We start from the raw sequence: 23,991 nt of genomic DNA on the forward strand, positions 1-23,991 counted from the left end.
TCGAGGCCGGGTTAAGAGTCATGTGGATCCGGACCAGTACGTGGACGGAGCGGCCACCGGGCTTCTCAGCGCGACCCGACAGACTCGCGAGAATCCCCCTTAAATCAGGCATATCATGCTTGTGTGGACCTATCGGTGATCACACGCGAAGCCGTCCTCAAGGCGATCGCCGAGTGTGACGAGCTCGGGCGTCACCGTTTCCTCGCCCGCTACGGTTTTGCCCCCGCCCGCCAGTACTTCCTCTACAACGAGGGTGTCCCCTACGACTCCAAAGCCATCGTGGGGGTGGCGTACCGAAACGCAACAGGTCGGACGCTGACCGCCGATCAGTTCTCCGGCGGACGGCAGACCGTCGTCCGACTCTTGACAAGCTTGGGCTTCGAGGTAGTGGACGAGGAAACGACCTCCTTCCGGCGACGCCTGATCGGGGCCCTTGAGGGGCTACGCATCGCCAGCACCGCGGATGGGCCCGCTCGGCACCAGCCCATCACCCTCCTGTGGGCGTTCGGGCGGGCACTGCACCGACGTCCGCGCCTTGTGCCCTGGCAAGATGCCCACGCTCAACTACGCGTCCTTATGCGCGAGTTCGGCCAACCCAGTTCAAAGCCGACTCCTGAGTATCCCATCATTGCGCTTGCACACACAGATCTATGGGAATTGCAGGGGCACGTCGAAGCTATTCCCGCAGCACACGGCAAGCCGATTGTCTGGCTTGAGGAACAGGACCCTCACTGCGGCCTCACCGCCTGGGCTTATGAACTCATCGCAACGAGCGAATCAGCACGGGAAGAAGCTGTCGCCACCCTGGGTAGTCGATTCTTCGGAGGAGTCTCCCCAGCCGGACTGCTCGCGGAGACCGGCCTGCTCCGGCCAAGGAACACCATCAGAGCCCCGTTTGCAGAATCGAGCCCAGTTGAAGCTTATCTGCGCCTTTGCCGGACGGTAGAGGCTGCCGAAGCACGTGGCGACCATGACCGAACCTCCACCACCATCCGAGAGCAGCCGGTACGCTCTTCAGCCGCTACCAAGGCCGTACTGATCCGAAGCAGCGGTCATGCGAAAATCCACTGTGCACGGGCCAGCCCAACGACGTGACCACGAACGGTGACCCCCTTCTCGAGGTAGACCACGTTCAAGACCGGGCCAAATGGGGCCGCGACCACCCAGTCCAGATGATCGCCCTCTGCCCCAATTGTCACGCCATAAAAACAAGAGGCCGAACAGGCGAACAGCTCAGGATAATCCTTCGCGCAGAGGCTCAGGCGAGACACACGGCTTGGATATCCCTAGCTTAATTCCGGTCGTGATGTTCTGGTCTTGGTTCCCCGGCTTGCACCATGGCCAGGCCTCTTCTCAGAAGCTGGTGAAGCGGGTGGTTTCGGCTAGTGCTTTCTCGGCGCCGTCGAGGTCGGCGAGGCGGGCCGCTACGGTCGCGGCCGCTAGGTGTGCAGGGAGGGCGACAGAGAACTTCAGGCCCCGGACGGCGCGGGCGTCGACGTCGGGCAGCACGAGCGGGGTTTTCGCGCGGGCGGCCTTCCACATGTCGGGTGTCAGGTCTTCTCGCAGCCGCACGTACAGGTCGGTGGGACGCTGGACCGGATCGGTCACGGACGACAGAGTCGCCGTCAAGGTGGCGTTGGCACGGTATCCGGCCCACGTCCACCAGCGGACGTCGGTCCCCTTGCGCGTGATGACCGGGCCCGCCGGATGAACGGACTCGGAGGCACTGTCGCCTCGAAGGCGCTCGAGCCGCGCGCTCGCCCGGCGGGTGAGGGTGACGGGCGGGTCCGCGAAACCCGGGCGAAATCGAAGAGATCACTCCCCGACGGAGAGGCCAAGCCCCGATTGACGTCTCGCTCCGCTAACCATGACAGCCACTTTCGCAAAAAGCGGGAGGTTGTTAGGGGAGTTGGTGGGTGTGGCGTTCTTCTTTGGTTAGGTCGCGGGTTCGGCGGGTCTTGGCTAGGGCTAGGACCTGGGGGGCGGGGGCGCAGATCTCGCAGGGGCGGGTTCGGGTTAGGGCTTGGCCCAGGCCCGTGGGGCCGACGAGTTGGGGGCTTAGGCCGCGGATGATCTGGTTGCCGTCTGGGGTGAATGCGGCGAGGCTGCCGGTCGCTCCCCAGCCGGTTAGGTCCACTGGCTCTCCGCCGGTGGGGCGCCATAGGCGGAGAGCGCCGGTGGGTTCGTTGGTGAGGAGCCAGGATCCGTCGGGGCTGAAGGTGAGCTTGCGGATGGGGTTGGCGGGGCCCTTCAGGAGGGTTGGGTCGGCCTTGCCCTCGGTGTTCCAGACGCGGATCGTGCCGTCGGCCGCGGCGGCGGCCAGGTGGTTTCCGGCGGGGCTGAAGGCCAGGGCGGTGAGGTCGTCCTGGTGGCCGCGCATGATCTTGGGTTCGTGTGCTTCGGTCAGGTTCCAGATGAGGACGGTGCCGTCGTCGCGGGCGTCGGCCAGGAGGGTGCCGTCGGGGCCGAAGGCGATGGTGCCCTCGGCCTTGGCCGTGGGTTGCGTCTCCCAGCCGGTGACGCGTTTCAGGGCTGGGGAGATCTGCCAGACCATCGGGTCGGTGTTGGTGGCGCCTGCGGCCAGGTGCCGCCCGTCAGGGCTGAACGTCAGTGTCGAGGGGAGGCCGCGGAGGTCGGCGGGGGTGGTGGTCGAGGTGCCGGTTGCGAGATTCCAGAGGGTCAGGGTTCCGGCTCGTCCCAGGCCGGCCATGTGGCGGCCGTTCGGGCTGAGGGCGATCTTGTAGCCGGAGTCGCTGGGGCCTTTGATTTCGGTGGTGTGGGTGCCTTGCCATATGTGGATGCGGACGTCTTGGGGAGTGGTCAGGGACATGGGGGTGGCGGATGTCGCCAGGGTTTTGGTGTCGGCGCTTAGGGCTAGGGGCCTGCCCTGGGTGGGCGTGGGCGTGGTGGTTGTGATGTCCCATTGGCGCAGTTTGCCGTCGGCTTCGATGGTGACCAGGGAGTTGTCGGTGAACGCCACTCCGCGTGGGTTTCCAGGGGGACGGAGGGTCAGAGGGTCGGCGTCGGCGCCTGTCGTCCAGATGTGGATGAGGCCGTCGGCTCCGTAGGTGGCCATGCGTTGCCCGTCGCCGCTGAAGGCTAGGCCGTTCAGTTGGGGGGAGTGGGCGGGCAGTTCGATCTGTGGTTTCCACTCGCTGGCTTGAGTGCTGAGGACGTCCCAGACCTGGGGCACGTCGCCCTCGACTGTGGCGGCCCAGGGGCCGCGCGGGCTGAACGCCACCTGTTCCGGTTCGCCGCGGGCGGCTGTGCGTTCCGGCTGGGGGCGGCCTTTGGCCAGGGACCATATTCGGAGGGGTGACCCGCCTCCTCCTGTGGCGAGGCGTCGGGCGCTGGGGCTGAAGGCCGCGCTTCGGCCGGGAAGTTTGACCGGGGCGCGGCTGGGCTGCCCCCAGAGGCGGACGCCGTCGGGATGTGCGCTCGCCACCTGGCCGGTTCGGCTGATGGTGATGCCCAGGACTCCCTGGGGAGCGGTGCCCACGATCGTCGGTGGGGCGGTGGAGGTCAGGTCCCAGAGGGTGACCCGTCCGGTGGCGTTGCCTGTGGCCAGGTGGCGGCCGTCGGGGCTGAGGGCCGCGCTCTGGACGTTCTGTGTGTCGGCTGGTGAGAGGCGGAGTGCGTCGCGACGAGGGGTGGTGCCGGTGAGATCCCAGATCTCCAGGCCCGCGGGCGCCGGGCCGGAGCCCCAGATCGCCATCTTGCGGCCGTCCGGGGTGGTCGCCGCCCCGTCCACCCGGCGCAGGCCGGTGGACTGCGAACCGCGGAGGCGTGCGTCCACGGTGGCCTGGCGGAGCACGGTGTCGGCTTCGGGTGTGGGAGCCGCCTCGTACGCTTCGATCGCCAATAGCAGCGCCAGTTGCGGGTCCTGCTGGAGTTGGCGGCGGGCCTCGCCCGCGAGGCGGACGGACGTGGCGCGGTCACGGGCGTTGCCGGCGCTGCCCGTCTGGACCAGGGCCAGGACGAGCAGGACGCTCGTCGCCGCGGCTGCGAACGAGAGCCCGCCGATGGTGCGGCGCCTCCGGCGGCGGGCCGCGGCGGCCTGGACTCGGGAAGCCGCGAGGAAGGAGCGTTCGAGCTCGTTCAGCGGCGTGCGGCCCTCGGTGTCCCAGGCGGCGAGCCGGTCGCCCCGGTACAGGTAGTCCTCGCCGCGATGGTCGCGTTCCCAGTCGACCGCGTCGGTGGTGAGCCGCTGGTGGCGCAGCAGGGCGTCGCGGTCGTCGTCGAGCCATCCCCGCAGCCTGGGCCAGCCGTGGACGAGGGCCTCGTGCGCGATCTCGATCGTGTCGTCGTGGTCCAGGACGATGAGTCGCGCGGCGGCCAGCCGGTCGAGCACGGTGTCCAGCTCGCCTGCGGGACCGATGCCGGTCAGCTCGTCCCGGCCGATGCGTCGGCGAGTGTCGGCAGTGCCTTCGCCCGGTGAGGTGAGGCGGAGTAGGACGGCGCGGAGCAGGTCGTGATGGGTTTCTTCCAGGTCGTCCCAGAGCCGCTCGGCCGTCTGGGCGATGGCGCCGGCGACCCCGCCCGCGGCCCGGTAGTCGGCGAGCCGCAGGACGTTGCCGCGTTGCCTGCTCCAGGTCTCCCGCAGCGCGTGGGCGACCATCGGGAGCGCCCCCGCCTGCCCGGCGGCCTCGGTCAGTACGGCGGCCACCAGGTCCGGTTCCACCTGGAGCCCGACCTGGGCCGCGGGTTCGACGACGACGGCGCGCAATTCCCGCTCGTCCATCGGACCGACCGGCACGTGCACGCTGTCGCGGAAGGCCGTGACCAGCCCGGCGTGCCGCACGCAGCGTTCGTAGAAGTCGGCCCGGACGCCGATCACCAGCGCCGGACCATCTCCTGCGGCGGCCACGGCGCTCAGCCGGTCGAGGTAGGCGTCGCGCTCCCGCTCGCCGGCGACGAGCGTGAAGACCTCCTCGAACTGGTCGATGATCAGGACGGCGTCGTCGCTCTCCTCGTACGCGGGGTGCGCGCCCGGCGTGACCCGCCTGGCGGAGATGCCGTCGGCGGTCAGCTTCGCCAGCAGCCCGGCCCCGAGCAGCGACGACTTGCCGCTGCCGGAGGCCCCCGCCACCACCGTCAGCGGTGCCCGCTGCACGGCCTTCAGCAGGTCTTCAAGCAGCTGGTCGCGGCCGAAGAACAGGTCCGCGTCGGCGGCGTCGAGCGCGACCAAGCCCGGGTACGGGCTGCGGCGCCGCGACCGTTCGACCTCGTCCGCCGCCAGATGCCATTTGCGTTCCCACTCGGCGCGGTCACCGCCGCACGCGACGGCGTACGCGAGGGTCGCCTCCAGCGTCGGAAGGCGCATGCCGGTCGCCGCCTCGGCGAGCGTGCTGCGCGAGAAATGCGCGCGCTGGGCGAGTACGCGGTAGCTGGGCCGCCCGGCCTCGTCACGGAGGCGGCGCAGTTCCCAGGCGAGACGTTCGACGGGGCCGGCCGTCGGGTCCACCGGTTGCTCAGGTCGCCCCAACGTCCGCTCCCGCCGTTTCTAGATCGTCCGCCGCTGACCCTAGACAGCCGAAGATCTCCGGCACAACACGAGAACCGCCCGGACGCACGGCATCCGGGCGGTTCGTCGCCTCAGGTCACACCAGATCAGCGAATGGCGGCGTACGACTTCGACAGAAAGCCCGCGTGCCCCCGCTTGACGCGCGCGCTATGGCGTACCGGACGACCAACCCACCCCGGGCTTCCTCCTGGTGCCCATCGACACCGAAAGGTTCCAGGAGCGCGGTTGGGGCAAGGTTGCGCGGGGCCCTGACCTGCTTGTCCGGACCTGGTACGGCTTCGTCCGGAGCCTCCGCGGACTCATTTTGGACAACATCCGGCCGTCCTAGAACTGCAGTATGAAGTTTCACGTACTGGGTCCGACGGAGATCCACACGGAGAACGGGTCGGTCCCATTGCGACCCAAGTGGCGAGACCTGCTCGCGGTTCTGCTGTGCCACCCCAACAGGGCCGTCCCGACCGACTGCCTGATCGACGCGCTGTGGCCCTGCACCGCGCCCCGCACGGCGACCAAGACGCTGCACGGCTACGTCCACCACCTGCGCGGCGTCCTCGGGCCCGGCAGGCTGGAGTCGCGCCGCCCCGGATACGCCGTCGTCCTGCGGCCCGGAGAGCTCGACGCCGACACGTTCACCGTCCACGCCAAGGCGGGACGCCTGGCCGTCGCCGCCGGCCTGATCGAGCAGGGCGCGGCGGCGATCAAGGATGCGCTCGCCCTGTGGCGCGGGGCCCCGTTCGAGGGACAGGACCACCTCGCGGCGACGCAGGCGGAGGCGTTCCGGCTGACCGAGCTCAGGCTCGCCGCCGCCGGGGACTGGGCCGACGCCGAACTCGCCCTCGGCCGCCCCGAAGAGGTCGTCGGGGAGCTTTACGGCCTCGTCGCCGACCACCCGTATCACGAACGTCCCCTGATACAGCTCATGCGGGCGCTCTACGCGCTGGGCCGCACAGCCGAGGCCCTCGACGCCTGCCGCACGGGCCGGCGCGCCCTCGCCGACGAACTGGGCCTGGACCCCAGCCCCGCCCTCCGCTGCCTGGAACACGCCATCCTCACCCACGACGTCACCGCCCTCTCTTCGGCAGGCGCGACCGGCCGCTCATAGCGCCCTGGACGTCCAGCGGGCGGCAGGCAGCGGGCGGCAGGCAGCGGGCAGCGGACCTGCGGTTCAACCACCGCACAACCTTGTTCCAACCACTTTCGGCAACTCTGAAGACCATCAACCGGAAAACACCTAAGAGGGGCACCATGCGCATCAAGAGTCTGGTTCGTGCATCGCTTGTCGTCAGCGCGCTCGCCGGCGCCGCAGTGGCCGTTCCCGCCACCGCCGCCCAGGCCTACACCTGCAAGTGGACGTATGTGAAGACCATCGGCATAGCCTCGGGCGCCGCCGCCAACATCTACGCCAAGGACTGCAGCACCGGCCACTACGTCAAGGGCACGATCTACGACAACAAGGCGGACGGGCGCAACGCCGTGGTCACCATCGGCTACAGCCACGCCTGGGGCACCTGGGACGGCAAGGGCGACACCGCCACCTACTCCTACAAGGCCAGCACCAAGACGAAGGAAATCAAGGTCGTCGTCAAAGCGTGCAAGTACGAGGCCGCTTGGGGACCGCTCTGCAGCACCAAGGACAACCGGATCGTCTACTTCTTCTAACGAGCACCACGCAAAGGGAGATGGAGGAGCGGCCCCCGCTCCTCCATCTCCCTTTGTGCAAGGCCCCAGCACAGTCAAGCGCGGAAGCTCCCCGCTCGCGTCGCCGACCGGCCTGGCGCGGAGAATCGGGCAATTCGTCCGAGGCAGGTAGCGTTGCCGGCGCTACGAGCAGGGTTGATCGTGCATGGATGAGCTGTGCGACATCACCGACCATCACCGTCGACCTGCAATAGCCGTGCCCCTTCCACGAGACCCTGCGCAATCGGCCGTCGCCGGAGGGGCTTGCCCTACAGCGGAGCGCCGGCTTGGACGACGCCGCGGTGCGCAGCGTGATCCACGTGCCCGGGGTAGCCGGACGTCCTTCCGGCGCGAAGGACGTCCGGCTCGATCACCGTTCCGGGAAGACGCGCTTTCTTGGCTCCACTTTCAGCGGAGGAGTGCGGAGTTGCGGACGATCGGGAGGCGCGCCCAGGCTCGTCCGAGGCCGAGCGTGGTCCCGGCGTCGCCGAGCGCGACGGCGACCAGCATCGCGGCGTAGATCCAGTGCATGTCCATGAAGGGGTTGTTCTCGGGCCACAGGGACGCCACCCACAGCATGAACATCAGGATCGTTCCACCGAGCGCGGCGAGGCGGAGGCAGATGCCCAGGAGGAGAGCGACGCCGAGTCCGCCGAGTCCGAACATGAAGAGGGCGTCGACCCAGAACTGCCCGGCCATCGAGTGGAAGATCTCCTTGAACGGGCCGTTGTTATGGCTGAGGAAGCCCTTGGACGGAGACGCGCCCGACAGCCAGCCGGCCTCGGCGCCCTTTTCGATGCCGAAGAGTTTGTCGAGGAAGGCCCACAGGAAGATCCAGCCGAGGAAGATGCGTCCGGCGGCGAGGGCGTAGCGGGCGGGGTGCTCGGCGGTCAGGGAGAGGGAGGACCGCAGGCGGGTGTCGATGGACATGGCGTTCCTTGGGGGGTGGGAGACCAGAACGAGCCAATCAATAGGTAAGTTTCCTATCAGTGGAAGCCCGCTTCAAGTAGACCAGTGGTACCTGTTCGCCCCCGAAGCGAAACCGCTGTGCCACCCCGGACGACCGGCTCCCCGGCGCACGCTCCCCTTCGTACTAGACCAGCTGCGACTCCGGGCGACGCGACGCGACGGACCGCCGAGCATGTTCGCTGGTCGGACGATGCGGACGTTGCCGTCAGGTGGCCTCGTGCCCGTCGGCCCAGCCGTAGCGTTCGAGCCGCTCCCGCGCTTTGTCCCGGTCGTCGGCCGTGAACAGATCCTCGTATTCGGGCCGCAGGATGTGCGCCTCGACGGTGAGGTCCAGCCGACCGTGATCCCAGAGCGTCGTGAAGCCATCGGACGGCGTGTCAGACCACAGGAGTTGCTTGGCCGTGGCCAGTCCACCCTGGTTGCTGATCATCTGGAGGAACCAGGCGGCGTTGTAGCCCAGCTCCCGCTTGGCGGTCTGGTAGATCCCCACCATGGCCCGGTGGAACTCACGCTCACGCTCGTCCACGTTCGCCTCCTTGAACCCCCGGCGCAGGGTTACCGTCCCCAGAGCTCGCGAGGACGCGGCAGTGGAGCGCCGCGAGCTGCCATCGTCGCACGCCATTTAGCGGGGACGCTTCGCGACCACCTCAAGTGGACGGAATTCCTATAGCGTCCGGGCGCATGATCAGTGTTGAACTGAGCGAGCTGTTAGCGGACTTCGGACGCCTGATCGGCCATGTCGAGGAGACCGGCGAGCGGGTCCGGGTCACCGACGGCGACGAACCGATGGGCGTGCTCGTGCCGGCGGCCGAACTCGCCGAGCTGGAGCATTTCGCCCAGCGTGTTCGCGGCCGCCGCGAGCGGCGCCCCCGGTCGAAGGCGGGGCGGGAGCACCCCCTCGGTCCGGAGCAACAAAGCCCGTACGTGCGGTACGTGCATACCGACGGGGTACGGATGACATTCACACGGGACCACGCGATCGTGGCCGAGCTGCGCTCCGTTGAGGAGTTGGCCTGGCTGGAGAACAACGCGCGCATCGGCCGCCAGAGCTACATACCTCCAGAGCAGGCGGCTGCGTTCGAGGAATTCCTCGCCCGTCAGCCCCTGGCCGGCGACGGCATAGCGTGGATCGCCGACAGATGGAAAGGCCAAGAGCCCTTCACGGTGCTCGAGTTCATCAAGGGCCCGGCCCCCGAAGACGTCGCTCTCGCCTACGGGGCCGACGTTCAGGACATCAACGACGAGCTGATGCTGCACCAGGTGTGGGAGCGCGATAAACGCGAGGGCACAGACGACGTCTATCGCGTGCTCGTTTTCGGGAGCGAGCTCGGATGGACGTGGTTGGGCTACCACGACCTCGGCGACGCCTTCTCGCGTTCTCTCGATCCTCCTCCTTCGCAGCAGATCACACTGACCGCCATCGAGCCCAAGGCCATCTACGACTTCCGCTACTACAGGGACGGCGTATACCAGAACCCCTTCCCGCTCGAGGACGACCTCGACGAGCAGCGCGACATGTACGAGCTCATCTGGTACACCCCTGGCGAGCCACCATTCGAGCCGAACGCGCCGCTGGACTTTCTCAACACCTACATCCGCGTTGCGGAAAAGGTGTCCGGCTGGACGGGTGGCATCCCGTTGTTCTTCGCCGGGCTGGAACGAGCCTTCGACCTGTCCCTGCCCCGAGACGCGATCACGTCCGGTCAGGTGCGCTGCGCCCGCCCCACCCGCCGCTGACCAGGCAACCTCCCGCGCGCCCTCCTCCCACCGGAACGACCGGTAGGGAGTGTGGACGAAGATCACGCAGGTCGGCGCGCCGCGTCCGGCGAGGCTCCCGGTGGTTCAGCGTTTTGGGCGACGCAGGGCGCGGCCGTGGCGCGGTGCATTGTGAAGGGGTGATTGGCGAGCGTGGCCTGGACGGCGTGCGCCGCAGCAGCCATCAGCGCGCTGCCAGAGCCAAGGCCACCGCGCACCATTGGGCGTTCTTGGCGACACTGCCGGGGGCCGGATCCGCATCGCTCCCACAGTTCGCCCTCCAGGCTTATGGGGAGCGACATCGCTCATCGCGATCCGGCGGCGCGCCATTATCCAGGCGCCGACTTCCGCCTCGGTACCTCCGCAGGCGTGGACGAACAGCATGACCTGCACTTCTCGCGGCAGTCGCGGCCTGGCGGGATTGAGCATGTCGGCGATGGTCGCGGCGGGAAGGGTTGTCACCGGCCGCCTGGGATTTGCGCTCCATTCGCGAAACGATGCTCCCGTTGAGCACGGCACTCGCGCGTGGTCGGTCCCGGAGCCGGGCGCCTATGTCTAGCAAAGTCGGACGACTTCGTGCAGGCGAGAGCCACGCTGTCGGGGTTTGTGGGTGGGGGGCGGTACGGTGGCGGATCATGTATGAGATGGCCGGTATGGCTGGGTTTTTCGGGGCTCATGGAGTCTGGAGCGTGTCCGATGGGGAGACGCTGGTTCCGCTGCTCGGACACGAGTACGCGGACGGGCGGAAGGGGATGGACCGGCTGGTTCATGATGACCTCGATGACGCCGTCAGGGTGGGGCAGGCGGCGTTGGAGGCGGGACGGGAGGGGTGGGTTCGTGCCGTGCTCGTCGTGGATGCCTACCTTCATCTTGAGACGGGGCGTTTCGACGCGCTGATTGTGAACGCCGTCGAGTACGTTCCGGAGCGGCGCTCTTTGCAGATGGCCATTCCTTACCGGCCCGGGTCGTCCCCCGAAGGCTTCGCCGTCTACCGGCCTAAGTTCATGGACGTGGTGGGCTTCGACGAGCCGGACTACGCGGCATTGGCGGATGCCTTCTTCGCCGGGGTCGATTCCCATGAGCAGGCCGCGGCCACGTGGAACGCGCATCTTGTCGATGAGTCGGTTTGAGCCGTGGCGAAGAATCGTCTGGTCAAGGGACGGGTCGTGGGTTAGCGTTCAGTGAGGTGCGCCGGGAAGCCTGGTCGGCATTGGGAATGCGCTGTGGTGCGCGTTCACGACCGAGGAGTCGGCCATGTCGGATTCCGACAAGCGCAGTCCCTCCGGGCTTCCCTGGCCCGAGGGTTGGACGTTTCCCCTAATGAACGACCAAGTGCGGTTCGCTCTTGCGGCGGTGGTGGGAGTTCCGAGCCTGTACCTCGGCATCTGGATCCTGACCGATCCGGCCGAGGATCCATTCATGGGCTGGGCGTTCTTGATGCTTGCGGTGCTCTGTGCGTCGATGCCCGTCGTTATGCGACTCGGACGAGGGCGTGACGCGGTGTTCTGCGGGCAGGGCGGCGTCGTGTTTCCCAATCGCCGGTCGGCCGGGCCGGCCACCGCACTGCTGCTGACCAGCTTCGGGACGTGGGGCATTCTGCTGACCCTGTCGCCCGAGTCCGAGGCTCGTGGTGACCTGTGCCTGCTGCTGGGCGGGCTGGTAATGCTGGTCTGCGCCCCGCTGAACATCCTGTGGTGGCGGCGTAACAGAGCGGTCGTGCTCACTCCCGAAATCATCGTGTCGTCGAATGGCTGGAAGTCGCGGTCCGTTCCGTGGGACGCGATCCGAAGCGTCCGACCGCACGAATACGCACCTCGCACGCCGGTGGTGAGGATTCGCTTCCGGGACGAGCGCAAACGGTCCAACAAGAAGTTCGATGTGCAGGTTCATCAGCAGAAGGGCGATCCAGCGCTTCTGCTTTACGCGATCCTGCACTATGTCACGCACCCCGAAGATCGGGCGGAACTGGCGGGGTCCGCTGGGGTCGAGCGGCTGGTCTCCGGTGACCTGCGGTCCCTCGAGTCCAGCGTCTACCACGCTCCCATTAAGCCCTGGTGGTGGGTCCGCTGAGTCCGGTCAGGTAGAGCATGTTCGCCTGAAACATGACTGGGTGGTGGGGTTGCCCCCGGATCGTCCGGCTACGCGAGTAGAAGACGAAACGGGGGTCGGTGATGGTGCACAGGGCCGGGCGCGGCAAGTCGCCCAACTGGGAGCTGCTGCTGGGGTTGCTGGTGGCTGCGTTCCTTATCTATGTGTGGGTGTGGGCGGCCACGCAAGGCGGGCCGCCCTGGTAGGACGCATCGCGCGTCCGGCTAGCGGGTTAGTAGGTTTTTGAGGGTCTTGGCGATTTCGGCTGGGGCCTCTTCGGCCATGAAGTGGCCGTAGGGGACGGTCTCGTGGTGAAGGTTCTTGGTCCAGGCCTGCCAGAGGGCTTTCGCGTCGAAGCCCAGCGCGGCGCCCCAGTCCTGCTGGAGGACGGTTACCGGCATGGTCAGCCGGTTGCCTGCGTCGCGGTCGATCTGGTCGTGCTCGATGTCGATGCCTGCGGACGCGCGATAGTCGGCGATGATCGACGGGATCGCGTTGCGGGAGGCGTCCAGGTAGGCGGTGCGGATGTCGGGCGGTATCGCGGACGCGTCGTTCGCCCAGAGGTCGAGGAAGTGGCCGAAGAAGGCGTCCGGGGCCGCGGTGATCAGTTGTTCGGGCAGGCCGGGCGGCTGGGCCATCAGGTAGAGGTGGAAGCCGACGGCGGCGGTGACGCCGTGCATCGCGTCCCACATGTCGAGGGTCGGCAGGACGTCGAGGCTGGCCAGGTGGGTGATCGTCGAGGGGTGGTCGAGGCCCGCGCGGAACGCGACCAGGGCGCCGCGGTCGTGGCCGGCCAGCGCGAAGCGGTCGTGGCCGAGGGCACGGGCCAGGGCGACGATGTCGGCGGCCATGGTGCGCTTGGAGTAACCGGTGGCCGGCTTGTCGCTGGCGCCGTATCCGCGCAGGTCAGGAGCGATCACGGTGTGGTCGGACGCCAGGTCGGCGGCGACGTGGCGCCACATCAGGTGGGTCTGCGGGAAGCCGTGGAGGAGGACGATCGGAGGGCCGGAGCCCGCGACGGCGGTGTTGAGCGCCACTCCGTCGGCGACGGGGACGCGGTGGTAGTCGAAGCCAGGGATGGTCGGTGTGTTCTCATGCATGTCCTCAGGCTGCCCGGCGTGGATGAGCATCCGATGAGCGCGCTATAGCGTGGCTGGTGTGGGGGTCCTGTTCGGGGTGCTGGGGCCGGTGACGGCCTGGGACGGCTCCGGCGACGTGATCGCCTTGAAGGGGCCGAAGCATCGGGCCGTGCTGGCGCGGCTCATCGTGGCCAGAGGCCGGGTCGTTCCGGTGGGACGGCTGGTCGACGATCTCTGGATCGATCCGCCGGACGACGGAGTCGGTGCCGTTCGTACCTTCGTGGCGGCGTTGCGGCGGGCGTTGGAGCCTGATCGTCCGCCGCGGACACCGTCCCGGCTGCTGGTCACCGAGGGTCCGGGGTACGCGCTGCGGGCGGGGCCGGATGGGGTGGATGCCTGGCGGTTCGAGGAGGTCGTGGGGGCGTCGCGTCCGGCCGGAGCGTTGGTCGAGAGGTTGGACGAGGCGCTCGGGTGGTGGCGCGGCCCCGCGTACGCCGAGTTCGCGGACGAAGGGTGGGCGCGGGCCGAGCGTTCCCGGCTCGGGGAGCTGCGGCTGCGCGCCGTGGAGCGGAAGGCCGAGGCCAAGCTGGACCTTGGATGGGCCGCGGAGGCGGTCCCGGACCTGGACGCCCACGTGACCGAGCATCCCTGGCGCGAGGACGCCTGGCGGCTGCTGGCCCTGGCCCTGTACCGCACCGGTCGGCAGCGGGACGCGCTCGCGGTGCTGCGGCGGGCTCGGACGCTGCTGGCCGAGCAACTCGGGCTCGATCCCGGCCCTGCGCTGCGCCGGCTGGAGGAGGACATCCTCCACCAGGCCGATCATGCGGAGCTAGGTCAGGACGCGGCAGGGCGCGTGTGGGCGGAGGCGACCGCGGCCTACAACCGGGCGGTGGCGTCCGGCGCGCGGGCCCGGCTGGAGTCGACGGTGGGCATCCTGCGCGATCTCGCGGTGACGGGCGGCGGCGGGCTGGAGGCGGCCCGGGAGCAGCGGACGGCGGCGATCGCGGCGGCCGAGGAGCTGGGTGACGCGGAGCTGACCGCGCGGGTGATCGGCGCGTACGACGTCCCGGCGATCTGGACACGATCGGACGACCCGCGCCAGGCCGCCGAGGTCGTCGCGGCGGCCGAGCGCACCCTCGGCGGCCTGGCCGAAGGGAGCGATGTGCTGCGGGCGCGGCTGCTGGCGACGGTGGCGTTGGAGTCGCGCGGCGATCGGTCGGGGCGGGGGCGCGCGGCGGCGCTGGAGGCGGAGCGGATCGCCCGTGGGCTGGACGATCCCGGACTGCTGGCGTTCGCCCTCAATGGCGTCTACATGCAGACATTTCAGCGGGCGGGGCTGGCGCCGGAACGGGACGAGATCGGGGCCGAGCTCGTTGGATTGTCCGGACGGCATGGGATGGTGACGTTCGAGGTGCTCGGCCATCTTGTACGCGTCCAGGCGCGGAGCGCGCTCGGAGACTTCGCCGGAGCCGACCGGCACGCGGATGTGGCCGATGAGCTGGCCGCGCGTCATGAGCGGCCGCTGGTGAACGTTTTCACCCGGTGGTATCGGGCGTTGCGGCTGGCCGCGTCCAGCGAGGCGGGGGCGGAGGTGGTGGAGGCCGCGTACGAGGACGCCATCGCGCGGCTGGACGGCGCCGGGATGCCCGGCCTTGAGAGCGGGCTGCCGGCGCTTGCGCGACTGAGCCTGCGCGTGCGGCAGGGCCTGCCGCCTGCACAGACCGACGCGCACACCGATTGGGGGCCTTACGGGCCATGGGTCCGCCCCCTGGTGTGTCTCGCTCGCGGCCAGACACCCGAGGCGGTAGCGGCGCTCCGGCGAGCGCCCGAGCCGCCACGCGATCTACTGTTCGAGGCCATGTGGTGCCTGACAGCCCAGGCCGCCATAGCGGTGAACGACCGCGACACAATGCGCCGCGCGCACAGCGAACTGGCTCCCGCGGCAGCAGAACTGGCAGGAGCCGGCAGCGGCCTGATCACCTTGGGCCCTGTCGCGCGTTACCTGGCCGACCTGAGCATCGCGCTCGACCGTTCTTGATGGGGACGGGCGACAACGCTAGCGCCTGGTAAATGGATGCCCGTCGGCTCAGCGCTGGTTGGTAGGTTGGACGTATGACGACGTCCTGCTGCCAGGTGATGATGCCCCGCTCGCGGGGCCGCCGACGCTGACGCTGGACGCAATTCGAGGCCCTGTTCGCGGGGCCTCTTTCCTTTTGGGGCTCCGGGCCATCTGGCTCTTCTGGAGGTTCCCATGGCGGTTTACATCACCACGACGATCCCGTACGTCAACGCGCGGCCGCATCTCGGGTTCGCGTTGGAGCTCGTCCAGGCGGATGTGCTCGCAAGGCATCATCGGCGCCGGGACGAAGCCGTGCGGTTTCAGGCGGGGACGGACGACAACTCGCTCAAGAACGTGCTGGCCGCCGAAGCCGCCGGAATCGGCGTGCAGGAGTTCGTGGACGAGCTTGCGGCGGAGTTCGTCGGGCTGGCCGGCCCATTGTCGCTGTCGGTGGACGACGTCATCCGCACAAGCCGCGACCCGCGCCATCGGATCGGGGTGGAGCGGCTGTGGCGCGCCTGCGCCGAATCCGGGGACCTGTATCGGCGGCATTACGAGGGGTTGTACTGCGTCGGTTGCGAGCAGTTCTACGGCGAGGGCGAGCTGGTCGAGGGGCGGTGTCCTGAGCATGGGACCGTCCCGCAGCACGTGTCCGAGGAGAACTGGTTCTTTCGGCTGTCACGGTATGCGGAGCGGTTGCACGGCCTCATCGGCGATGGTGTGTTGCGCATCGAGCCGGGCGAGCGACGCAACGAGGTCTTGTCGTTCATCGCAGGCGGGCTGGAGGACTTCTCCGTATCGCGTTCCGTCGAGCGGGCGCGGGGGTGGGGAATTCCGGTGCCCGGCGATCCCGAGCAGGTCATCTATGTGTGGTGGGATGCGCTGGGCAATTACATCACCGCGCTCGGTTACGGTGGCGACGACGGTGAGGAGTTCCGGCGCTGGTGGACGGGAGGCGGCCGGCGTATCCATCTCGTCGGGAAAGGCGTGCTGCGGTTTCACGCGGTGTACTGGCCGGCGATGCTGCTGTCCGCCGGGCTGCCCCTTCCGGACGAGATCCTGGTGCACGGATACCTGACGGCGAACGGACGGAAAATCAGCAAGTCCGGCGATGTCACCGTCGATCCCGTCGCGCTGGCCGAGGAATACGGCGTGGACGCCGTGCGGTGGTGGCTGCTCCGGGAAGTGCCGAGGGTCGGGGACGCGGACTTCGTTGTCGAGCGCCTGATCGCCCGTGCGAATGACGAGCTGGCCAACGGGCTGGGGAACCTCGTCAATCGCGTCGTCTCGATGGTTCACCGGTACCGGGACGGTGTTGTTCCCGTAGGCGGGGACTCCTCGGCGGTGCTGGACGACGTATGCCGCAAGGCGCCCGCGCTCGTCGATGCCGCGCTCGCGGACTTCGATTTCCGGCGTGCCACCTCTGCGGTTTGGGCGATCGTGGACGAAAGCAATCGCTACATCAACCGCGTCCGGCCGTGGGAGCTCGCGAAGTCCGAAGGCGCGGGCAAGGGCGACGGGGATCTGCGGCTGGATGTTGTCCTGGCCGGGCTTGTTCGGGCGTGCCGGACGGCCGGCGAGCTGCTGGAGCCGTTCCTGCCGGACGCCGCCGCCCGCGTCACGGCCCAGGTCACGCCCGATGCGCCCGCTGGTGGGCGGCTTCCGCGGGCGCGGCCTGTGTTGGGGCGGCTCGGCTGACGGTGGGTTTACCTGGGACGCACGTTGGTTTGCTCCCTCTCGGGTAGGGCCGCACTGAACTACCGAGAGGAGAGGGCGTCGTGACGGACGTTTCGAGCATGGGAGCGCAGCCGGGGGACGACCGTCCGGTGCTGACCAACCGGCAGGGCCATCCCGTCTACGACAACCAGAACCAGCGCACCGTGGGAGCCCGGGGTCCGGCCACGCTGGAGAACTACCAGTTCCTGGAGAAGATCAGCCATTTCGACCGGGAGCGCATCCCGGAGCGGGTCGTCCACGCGAGAGGCGTGACGGCGTACGGGTTCTTCGAGGCGTACGGGAAATGGGGCGACGAGCCGATCGGGACGTTCACCCGGGCCAGGCTGTTCCAGGAGCACGGCAAGCGGACGCCGATCGCGCTGCGGTTCTCCACGGTCATCGGCGGGCGCGACTCGGCCGAGACGGCACGGGACCCGCGCGGCTTCGCCATCAAGTTCTACACCGAGGACGGCAACTGGGACCTCGTCGGGAACAACCTGGCGGTCTTCTTCATCCGCGACGCCATCAAGTTCCCGGACGTCATCCACGCCCTCAAGCCCGACCCGGTGACGTTCCGCCAGGAACCGGCGCGCATCTTCGACTTCATGTCGCAGACGCCGGAGTCGATGCACATGCTCGTCAACCTCTTCAGCCCGCGCGGAATCCCGGCCGACTACCGGCACATGCAGGGATTCGGCGTGAACACCTACAAGTGGGTGAACCAGGCGGGCGACACGAAGCTCGTCAAATACCACTGGATGCCGAAGCAGGGTGTGCGGAGCATGACGGAGGAGGACGCGGCGGCGGTGCAGGGCCGCGATCTCGGGCATGCCACCCGGGATCTGCACGACGCCATCGACCGCGGCGACTTCCCGGAATGGGAGCTGCTCGTCCAGATGATGGACGACCACGACCATCCGGAACTGGACTTCGACCCGCTCGACGACACCAAGGTCTGGCCGGAGGACCAGTTCCCCGCGCTGCCGGTCGGCCGGATCGTCCTCGACCGCAATGTGGACAACAACTTCGCCGAGAACGAGCAGATCTCGTTCGGCACGGGCGTCCTGGTGGACGGGCTCGACTTCTCCGACGACAAGATGCTCGTCGGGCGGACGTTCTCCTACAGCGACACCCAGCGGCACCGTGTCGGCCCCAATTACCTCCAGTTGCCGGTCAACCAGGCCAAGGGAACGCAGGTGCGGACGAACCAGCGCGACGGTCAGATGGCCTACTACGTGGATACTCCCGGCGAGAATCCGCACGTGAACTACGAGCCGTCCATCACGGGCGGGCTCCGGGAGGGCCAGTATCCGACGCACGACGAGCAGGGCCCGGAGATCCGGGGGCGGCTGACCCGCATGCGCATTCCGCGGCCGAACGACTACAAGCAGGCCGGCCAGCGCTATCTGCTGATGCAGGACTGGGAGCGCGGCGACCTCGTGCACAACTTCGTCAAGCTGATCTCGCAGTGCGCGCGTCCCGTGCAGGAACGGATGGTCTGGCATTTCCTGCTGGTCGAGGACGACCTCGGGCTGCGCGTCGGGGAGGGTCTCGGAATCGGCCCGGACGACGTCAAGCACCTCGAACCGCTGCCCGGCCAGGACCTCACGGACGAGGACAGGCAACGGCTGCGGAACCTCGGCAAGAACGGTTCACGCGACGTCGCCGGGTTGAAGATGACGCATTGCGTCCCGAACGAGAGGGCCGTCCACCAGCCCTAGTCCTCTGGCGATGAGTGGCGGCAGGTGCTGCCGACGTTGCCGCACGGTTTGGTGTGCATGCATGGGCCTGAGTGACGTTATGTGCTGGAGTTACTGCCTGCGCTGAAGTGACCCGCATGTGCTGAAGTGATCGCTCGCTTGGCGGCCTCGTGGGCGGGGTTCCGGGGCGGTCGTCGCGCGTGACCCCTAGCGCGCAGACTCAGGGTCGGTCAGGGTCATCCAACCTCGCGCGGCGTGCGAACTACCTACGAACCCCGCAGGTCAGAGCTGTGAATCCATGTTCGGCAAGTATGGAACAAAGTATTCCGTTCTGCTAGACTCAAGGTTGTGCAAAGGATCCGGACTACGGGTCTACCGGGGGATTACTCCACCGTGAATGGGGGTTTTCCCCTATGGCGATGAGTTTGCCGTAGCGGCAGAGTCATATTCAGCAGCCGGGGGACGAGGCCCCCTCCGCAGGAAGAAGGCACACGATGTCGAACACGCCAACCCTCACCTCGCTGAGCACCGCCGACCTGGCCGAGATCCTGTTCTGCTGCGGCCTGCAGGAGTCCGACCACCCCTCCACCGAGCAGGTCCGCAAGGCGATCGTCGACCGGTTCGGCGCCTGCGGCGGCGACCGTAACGCCTGCGTCGCCGTCGTCGCCCAGGAGGCGGGCGACCACCCGGAGACCTACATCACGCGGATGCGCTGGGCGCTCTCCACCGTGTCCGATGCGTACCGCGAACTCACCACGGCCGCCTGATCCGCCCCCACCCATCTGCCTACTCACCCGTTCCGCGACCAGGGAGAACATCTGATGCGTTCACCGTTCACCGACCGGCCCGAGGACATCGTCCCGCGCACGCTTCGCGACCTGCTCGACACCGAGGCGTCCCGGTCCCAGGTCACGAATGAAAGGCGCCCGCGCCGACAACGAAAGACCTTGACCGTCCGCCGCGTCACCTAGCTTCGGCAAGGCCCCGGCCCGCCCCGCACAACCGCGCGGCCCGCGCAACCGCCGGCGGGGCACGTTCGTTGGGGAGAACGTGGCATTGATCGCTTTCTTGACCATCCCCGGCCTCGTGATCGGGCTGGTCGCCTTCGCCGTCCTCGATCGCGCCGGCCTGTGGGCGAACCGCAGGCTCCGGCTGCCCTGGCGGCGGGACGAGACGGGCCGTCCGATCTCGGCGGTCGCGGTCGGTGAGCTGGACGCGTTCTTCCACGGCACCCACCGCCACCAGCAGGAACAGCGCCGCATCTCGCTGATCCTGCGGGACGAGGAGGGCGACGCCGCGCCGCGGCGCACGCGCCTCGATCTCGATGCCGGGACCGCCATCGTTCGCCGTCCCACCGGCTCCGGCTGACCCGCCCGAACGCACATCCGGGCCGTCCTCGGTGTCGAGAAGGCGGTCACCACGCCGTGGTCGGACGAGGTTCCGGTGACCATGACGCTCGACGAGCTCGCGCCGCTGTTCGGCCGGGAGACCCTGGAGCGTGCCATCGCACGCGGCCACATCGAGGCGGACGGCGACCGCGTGACCCACTGGAGCCGCCGCCAGCTCGACGCGACCCTGACGCTCGTCCGGGCCGGGGTTCCGCTGGAGGACGTCCTGTCCGCCGGGCGGGAACTCCAGCGCAGCATGGACGATCTCGCCGCGATGTTCGTCCGCATGATCGCCGCCCACGCCGCCCCCGGCAACGACGGCGACGACGGCCGGGGAGTCGGTGAGCTCGCCGAGACCATCGCCCGGCTGCGTCCCGGGGCCCAGATCACCGTCGAGGCGGGCTTCGCCCGTGCCATGGACCGCCAGGTCCGCGCCGCGATCGACCAGGCCATCGGCCGCCTCGCGGGCTGAACGCGGAGGGGCTGATCGGCCGCGATACTGGGGGCATGGTCGACGATGAGCGTTGGAAAGCGCGGTTCCGGGCCGCCCGGATCAGCCTGCCCCGATGGGCGCGGGACGCCCCGAGCCACAGCATCTACCGGTCGAACGTCACCGGGACATGGGAGATCTACACATGGGACCGCGGCACCGGCGCGCAACGCCAGGTGACCGAACGGCCCAACGGCACCTGGATGGGCACCATCGACCCGTCCGGCGAATGGGTGTGGTGGTTCGCGGACACCGACGGCGACGAGTTCGGCGTATGGAAGCGCATCCCATTCGACGCGGACGAAGGGGCTGAGAGCGTTCCGGCCGTCCCTGGGTTGGAGGCGTCGTATCCGTCTGGGTTGTCCCTAGGCCGTAGTGGGCTCGCCGTCATCGGGCGGACGACCGACGCAGGGAACACCATCCATTTCTGCCGTCCTGACGCATCGCCTGAGGTTCTCTACCACCACGCCGAAGACGCGCATGTCGCCGCCCTGTCGCAGGACGAGTCGCTGATAGCGATCGGGCACAGCGAGCATGGCGACAGCCGCCACATGGCGTTGCGCGTGCTGCGTCCCGACGGTTCCACGGTCGCCGACCTCTGGGACGGGCCAGGCAAGGGCGTCTACGGAGCCGGATTCGCCCCGGTCGACGGCGATTCACGGCTGCTCGTCAACCATGAGCGGCGGGGCCGCGACGAGATGCTGATCTGGGACCCGGTCGCCGGCACCGAGCGCGAGATCGTCCTCGACCTGCCCGGCGAGATCGGCGCCGGCTGGTACCCGGACGGGACCGCGCTGCTGATCTCCCACTCGCACGAGGCGCGCGACGAGCTGTACCGCTACGACCTCGCCACCGAGGCCCTGACCAGGATCGACACGCCGCGCGGGGTGATCGGCGGGGCGGCCGTCCGGCCGGACGGGACGGTCGAGTTCTTCTGGTCGTCCGCCGCCGAGCCGCCCGTGATCAGGTCCACGTCAGGGTCGGTGGTGCTGACGCCGCCGGGGCCGGTCGCGCCGCCGTCCGTCCCGGTGGAGGACGCGTGGGTGGACGGCCCCGCAGGCCGCATCCACGCCCTGATCAGCAAGCCGACGGACGGCACCGGCCCCTACCCGACCGTGTTCGACGTCCATGGCGGGCCGACGGCGCAGGACGACGACTCGTTCGTCGCGTCCGCCGCCGCCTGGGTGGACCACGGGTTCGCGGTCGTCCGCGTCAACTACCGGGGGTCGACGGGCTACGGGTCGGAATGGCGCGACGCCATCGAGGGACGGGTCGGGCTCACCGAGCTGGAGGACATCAAGGCCGTCCGCGACTGGGCGGTGGCGACCGGGCTCGCCGACCCGGCGCGGCTCGTCCTGACCGGCGGCTCGTGGGGCGGGTTCCTCACCCTCCTCGGCATCGGCACGCAGCCGGACGACTGGAGCGTCGCGGTCGCCGCCGTCCCGGTCGCCGACTACGTCGCCGCGTACGAGGACGAGATGGAGGGGTTGCAGGCGTTCGACCGGTCCCTGTTCGGCGGCTCCCCCGACGAGGTCCCCGACCGGTACCGGGAGTCGTCCCCGATCACCTATGTCTCGCGGGTGAAGGCGCCGGTGCTGATCCTGGCCGGGGAGAACGACCCGCGCTGCCCCATCCGGCAGATCGACAACTACCTCGGGCGGCTCGCCGAGCTGGGCCTTCCGCATGAGGTGTACCGGTACGACGCCGGGCACGGGTCGCTCGTCGTCGAGGAGCGGATCACCCAGATGGCCGCCGAAATGGACTTCGCCCGCAAGCATCTGGGCATGTCCTGATCTTTCCGGGCAACGGGTGACGGGTGACGGTGACGGGCGAGGGACGGGGTGGACGCCCCGCTCGTCCCTTCCCGTCACCCTCGCCCCGACCTCGGTGTTTACAAGATCAAAGGCTCGGGAATTCCTCCCATCGGCCGCTAGTGAGCAATGAGCCGTGCCGGTCACGGCTCGCCCCCCGGCGCTCGTTCGTCACTGATCGGGGGGATCGCATGACACGGCTCCGCCACGTCCATACGCTCGTCCGGCACGCAGCCCGGCATCGAATACCGGGGGCGCACGGCCCCGCGCACCGGCTGACGGCGCTGGCCACGGGTGCGGCGATGACGACCACTGTCCTCGCCGCCGGCACACCGGAGGCGTCCGCCGCCGAACGGCAAGCGGCCCCGCGGCATCCGGTCTCGACGCCGGCCAGGCCGGTGCCGCCCTTGGGGACTGGCCTGACCGCCACCGAAACGATCATCGAGGACGCCGAGGGGCAGGCGCCCGCGCCCCGACCGGCCTATCCCAGGGCCGTGGCGCAATCCGAGAAGCCGAGCCAGGAAGGCGCGGCGGCCCCCGCCTCCTCGCTGCCGGACGGGCCCAACTCCATGCGGCTCCAGCACCACCTCGCCAAGGACGTGCTGCGCGCCAACGGCATCGAATGGCGCTCGACCGGCGGCTGCTCCGACCGGACGGTCACGTCCTGCACATCGTTCGAGAACGTCCGGTGGGGGACGATCAAGGGCCTGATCCGCTTCGCGGAGTCGAGCGGCTGCGAGATCACCGTCACCGGCGGCACCGAACGCGGCCACGCGAGCGGCCCCTACAGCCACTGGAAGGGCTACAAGCTCGACATCGCGCCGAGCGAGTGCGTCGACCGCGCGATCAAGCGTTACCCGTCGGCCGGTGTCCGGAGCGACGGTGCGCGGCTCTACCGCGCACCGGACGGCACGCTGTTCGCCCGCGAGACGCACCACTGGGACATCACGTTCCGCTGAACCCGAGCCCAGGGCCAAGGCCAGGGCACAGCCTCAGGCGCGGACCTCGCGGATGATGCCGACCAGTTCCCGGGTCACCGACTTGAAGCCCGGCATCCGCGACATCGACACCATGCGGTTGACCAGCGGGACGGTCCGCTCCACGAGCAGGTACGTCTTGCGGCAGCCGGGTGAGCTGTCGTGCACCCAGTACAGGACAATGCCCATCGAGTAGATCCACAGCAGCTCCGGCAGCTCCGCCCGGAACTCCTTGTCGATCTTCAGGTCGGAGCCGTCCACGACCTCCCGGTAGATCGCGACCGCCGACTCGCGGGCCGGTCCCGACTCGGCGCTGAACGGGTTGAGCGGGCTGGTCGGCTCGGCGGCGAACTTGAAGAACTTCCCGGCGAACTCGTGGTAGGGGACCATCGTGTCGACCCGGGCCTTCAGGACGCCGAGCAGCCGGGGCGCGAACGCCGTCTCCGCGTCCAGGACGGCGCGGCAGGCGGCGACGTGCTCGTCCTGCAGCTCGTCGTAGTACGCCTGGATCAGCTCTTCCTTGGACCCGAAGTAGTAGTAGGCGTTTCCGACCGAGACGCCCGCCTCCTTGGCGATCGCGCGCATCGTCGTCGCCTCGTATCCGCGGTCCCTGAACAGCTTGAGCGCAGTCTCGACGATCAGGGACCGTGTCTGTTCCGACTTCACGGCCTTCGTCTCGGTCACGCCTGCCAGCCTACGGCCCCGTCCCGCCGCCGCGCTCGCACCGCGAACCCGGCCCCGACCGGCCCGTCCACGCC

22 protein-coding genes are annotated in these 23,991 nt (G+C 68.8%); 16 read left to right on the forward strand and 6 right to left on the reverse strand.

The genetic code is table 11. The features are described from left to right. Positions 1–123 precede the first annotated feature (123 nt). Positions 124–1,095, forward strand: coding sequence for a hypothetical protein (locus tag ACH34S_RS40340; protein ID WP_395958203.1), 972 nt, complete (start codon positions 124–126; stop codon positions 1,093–1,095). Further along, a complete protein-coding gene (locus ACH34S_RS40345; RefSeq protein WP_395958204.1) occupies positions 1,092–1,295 on the forward strand; it encodes an HNH endonuclease in 204 nt (67 codons plus the stop codon). Before ACH34S_RS40340 ends, ACH34S_RS40345 begins: the two co-directional genes overlap by 4 nt. A gap of 58 nt (positions 1,296–1,353) precedes the next feature. Here ACH34S_RS40345 and ACH34S_RS40350 read toward each other — a convergent pair whose 3' ends face one another. Beyond that, the gene (locus ACH34S_RS40350; RefSeq protein WP_395958205.1) at positions 1,354–1,608 is read right to left on the reverse strand and encodes a hypothetical protein; all 255 of its coding nucleotides are present in this window, start codon (positions 1,606–1,608) and stop codon (positions 1,354–1,356) included. Positions 1,609–1,900: 292 nt separating this feature from the next. Beyond that, positions 1,901–5,464, reverse strand: a complete 3,564-nt coding sequence (locus ACH34S_RS40355) for a hypothetical protein (protein WP_395958206.1) — start codon at positions 5,462–5,464, stop codon at positions 1,901–1,903. 397 nt (positions 5,465–5,861) lie between these two features. Between ACH34S_RS40355 and ACH34S_RS40360 the strand changes: the two genes are divergently transcribed. Both ACH34S_RS40360 and ACH34S_RS40365 read left to right on the forward strand, forming a co-directional pair. Then, positions 5,862–6,626, forward strand: a complete 765-nt coding sequence (locus ACH34S_RS40360; protein ID WP_395958207.1) for a BTAD domain-containing putative transcriptional regulator — start codon at positions 5,862–5,864, stop codon at positions 6,624–6,626. A gap of 143 nt (positions 6,627–6,769) precedes the next feature. Then, positions 6,770–7,183 carry a hypothetical protein gene (locus ACH34S_RS40365; RefSeq protein ID WP_395958208.1) on the forward strand — a complete coding sequence of 138 codons (414 nt, stop codon included), beginning with the start codon at positions 6,770–6,772 and terminating at the stop codon, positions 7,181–7,183. A gap of 426 nt (positions 7,184–7,609) precedes the next feature. Here the strand turns inward: ACH34S_RS40365 and ACH34S_RS40370 are convergent, their stop codons facing one another. After that, positions 7,610–8,131 carry a DoxX family membrane protein gene (locus ACH34S_RS40370; protein WP_395958209.1) on the reverse strand — a complete coding sequence of 174 codons (522 nt, stop codon included), beginning with the start codon at positions 8,129–8,131 and terminating at the stop codon, positions 7,610–7,612. 244 nt (positions 8,132–8,375) lie between these two features. After that, positions 8,376–8,696, reverse strand: coding sequence for a hypothetical protein (locus ACH34S_RS40375; RefSeq protein ID WP_395958210.1), 321 nt, complete (start codon positions 8,694–8,696; stop codon positions 8,376–8,378). Positions 8,697–8,851: 155 nt separating this feature from the next. On the opposite strand from ACH34S_RS40375, the gene ACH34S_RS40380 reads away from it, so the two are divergent. The 3 genes from ACH34S_RS40380 (at position 8,852) to ACH34S_RS40390 (ending at position 11,995) form a co-directional block, all read left to right on the forward strand. Continuing rightward, positions 8,852–9,907: a hypothetical protein gene (locus tag ACH34S_RS40380; RefSeq protein WP_395958211.1), complete on the forward strand. Its 1,056-nt coding sequence runs from the start codon at positions 8,852–8,854 to the stop codon at positions 9,905–9,907. A gap of 707 nt (positions 9,908–10,614) precedes the next feature. Next, positions 10,615–11,055 carry a hypothetical protein gene (locus ACH34S_RS40385; RefSeq protein WP_395958212.1) on the forward strand — a complete coding sequence of 147 codons (441 nt, stop codon included), beginning with the start codon at positions 10,615–10,617 and terminating at the stop codon, positions 11,053–11,055. A gap of 124 nt (positions 11,056–11,179) precedes the next feature. Beyond that, positions 11,180–11,995: a hypothetical protein gene (locus ACH34S_RS40390; protein ID WP_395958213.1), complete on the forward strand. Its 816-nt coding sequence runs from the start codon at positions 11,180–11,182 to the stop codon at positions 11,993–11,995. 242 nt (positions 11,996–12,237) lie between these two features. Here the strand turns inward: ACH34S_RS40390 and ACH34S_RS40395 are convergent, their stop codons facing one another. Further along, positions 12,238–13,113, reverse strand: a complete 876-nt coding sequence (locus ACH34S_RS40395) for an alpha/beta fold hydrolase (RefSeq protein WP_395958214.1) — start codon at positions 13,111–13,113, stop codon at positions 12,238–12,240. 58 nt (positions 13,114–13,171) lie between these two features. On the opposite strand from ACH34S_RS40395, the gene ACH34S_RS40400 reads away from it, so the two are divergent. The 9 genes from ACH34S_RS40400 (at position 13,172) to ACH34S_RS40440 (ending at position 23,215) form a co-directional block, all read left to right on the forward strand. Continuing rightward, entirely contained in the window at positions 13,172–15,130 is a 1,959-nt protein-coding gene (locus tag ACH34S_RS40400; RefSeq protein WP_395958215.1) for a BTAD domain-containing putative transcriptional regulator, read from the forward strand. A 213-nt stretch (positions 15,131–15,343) separates the two neighbouring features. Beyond that, entirely contained in the window at positions 15,344–16,849 is a 1,506-nt protein-coding gene (metG, locus tag ACH34S_RS40405) for a methionine--tRNA ligase (protein ID WP_395958216.1), read from the forward strand. Positions 16,850–16,929: 80 nt separating this feature from the next. Beyond that, positions 16,930–18,588 (forward strand): catalase, encoded by a 1,659-nt coding sequence (locus ACH34S_RS40410; RefSeq protein ID WP_395958217.1) that lies wholly within the window; start codon positions 16,930–16,932, stop codon positions 18,586–18,588. Positions 18,589–19,061: 473 nt separating this feature from the next. After that, positions 19,062–19,334 carry a hypothetical protein gene (locus ACH34S_RS40415; RefSeq protein ID WP_395958218.1) on the forward strand — a complete coding sequence of 91 codons (273 nt, stop codon included), beginning with the start codon at positions 19,062–19,064 and terminating at the stop codon, positions 19,332–19,334. A gap of 54 nt (positions 19,335–19,388) precedes the next feature. Next, positions 19,389–19,538: a hypothetical protein gene (locus tag ACH34S_RS40420; RefSeq protein WP_395958219.1), complete on the forward strand. Its 150-nt coding sequence runs from the start codon at positions 19,389–19,391 to the stop codon at positions 19,536–19,538. Between the two features lie 85 nt (positions 19,539–19,623). After that, positions 19,624–19,935, forward strand: a complete 312-nt coding sequence (locus tag ACH34S_RS40425; RefSeq protein WP_395958220.1) for a DUF6191 domain-containing protein — start codon at positions 19,624–19,626, stop codon at positions 19,933–19,935. Between the two features lie 75 nt (positions 19,936–20,010). Continuing rightward, complete coding sequence (locus tag ACH34S_RS40430; RefSeq protein ID WP_395958221.1) at positions 20,011–20,427, forward strand: hypothetical protein; 417 nt, start codon at positions 20,011–20,013, stop codon at positions 20,425–20,427. Between the two features lie 35 nt (positions 20,428–20,462). Continuing rightward, positions 20,463–22,238 carry a prolyl oligopeptidase family serine peptidase gene (locus ACH34S_RS40435; RefSeq protein ID WP_395958222.1) on the forward strand — a complete coding sequence of 592 codons (1,776 nt, stop codon included), beginning with the start codon at positions 20,463–20,465 and terminating at the stop codon, positions 22,236–22,238. 209 nt (positions 22,239–22,447) lie between these two features. Then, entirely contained in the window at positions 22,448–23,215 is a 768-nt protein-coding gene (locus tag ACH34S_RS40440; protein WP_395958223.1) for a hypothetical protein, read from the forward strand. 33 nt (positions 23,216–23,248) lie between these two features. Here the strand turns inward: ACH34S_RS40440 and ACH34S_RS40445 are convergent, their stop codons facing one another. Continuing rightward, positions 23,249–23,917, reverse strand: a complete 669-nt coding sequence (locus tag ACH34S_RS40445; RefSeq protein WP_395958224.1) for a TetR/AcrR family transcriptional regulator — start codon at positions 23,915–23,917, stop codon at positions 23,249–23,251. Positions 23,918–23,991: the final 74 nt, after the last annotated feature.

Origin of the sequence: Actinomadura sp. 3N508 (assembly GCF_044326375.1) — a bacterium.
GTDB lineage: Bacteria > Actinomycetota > Actinomycetes > Streptosporangiales > Streptosporangiaceae > Spirillospora.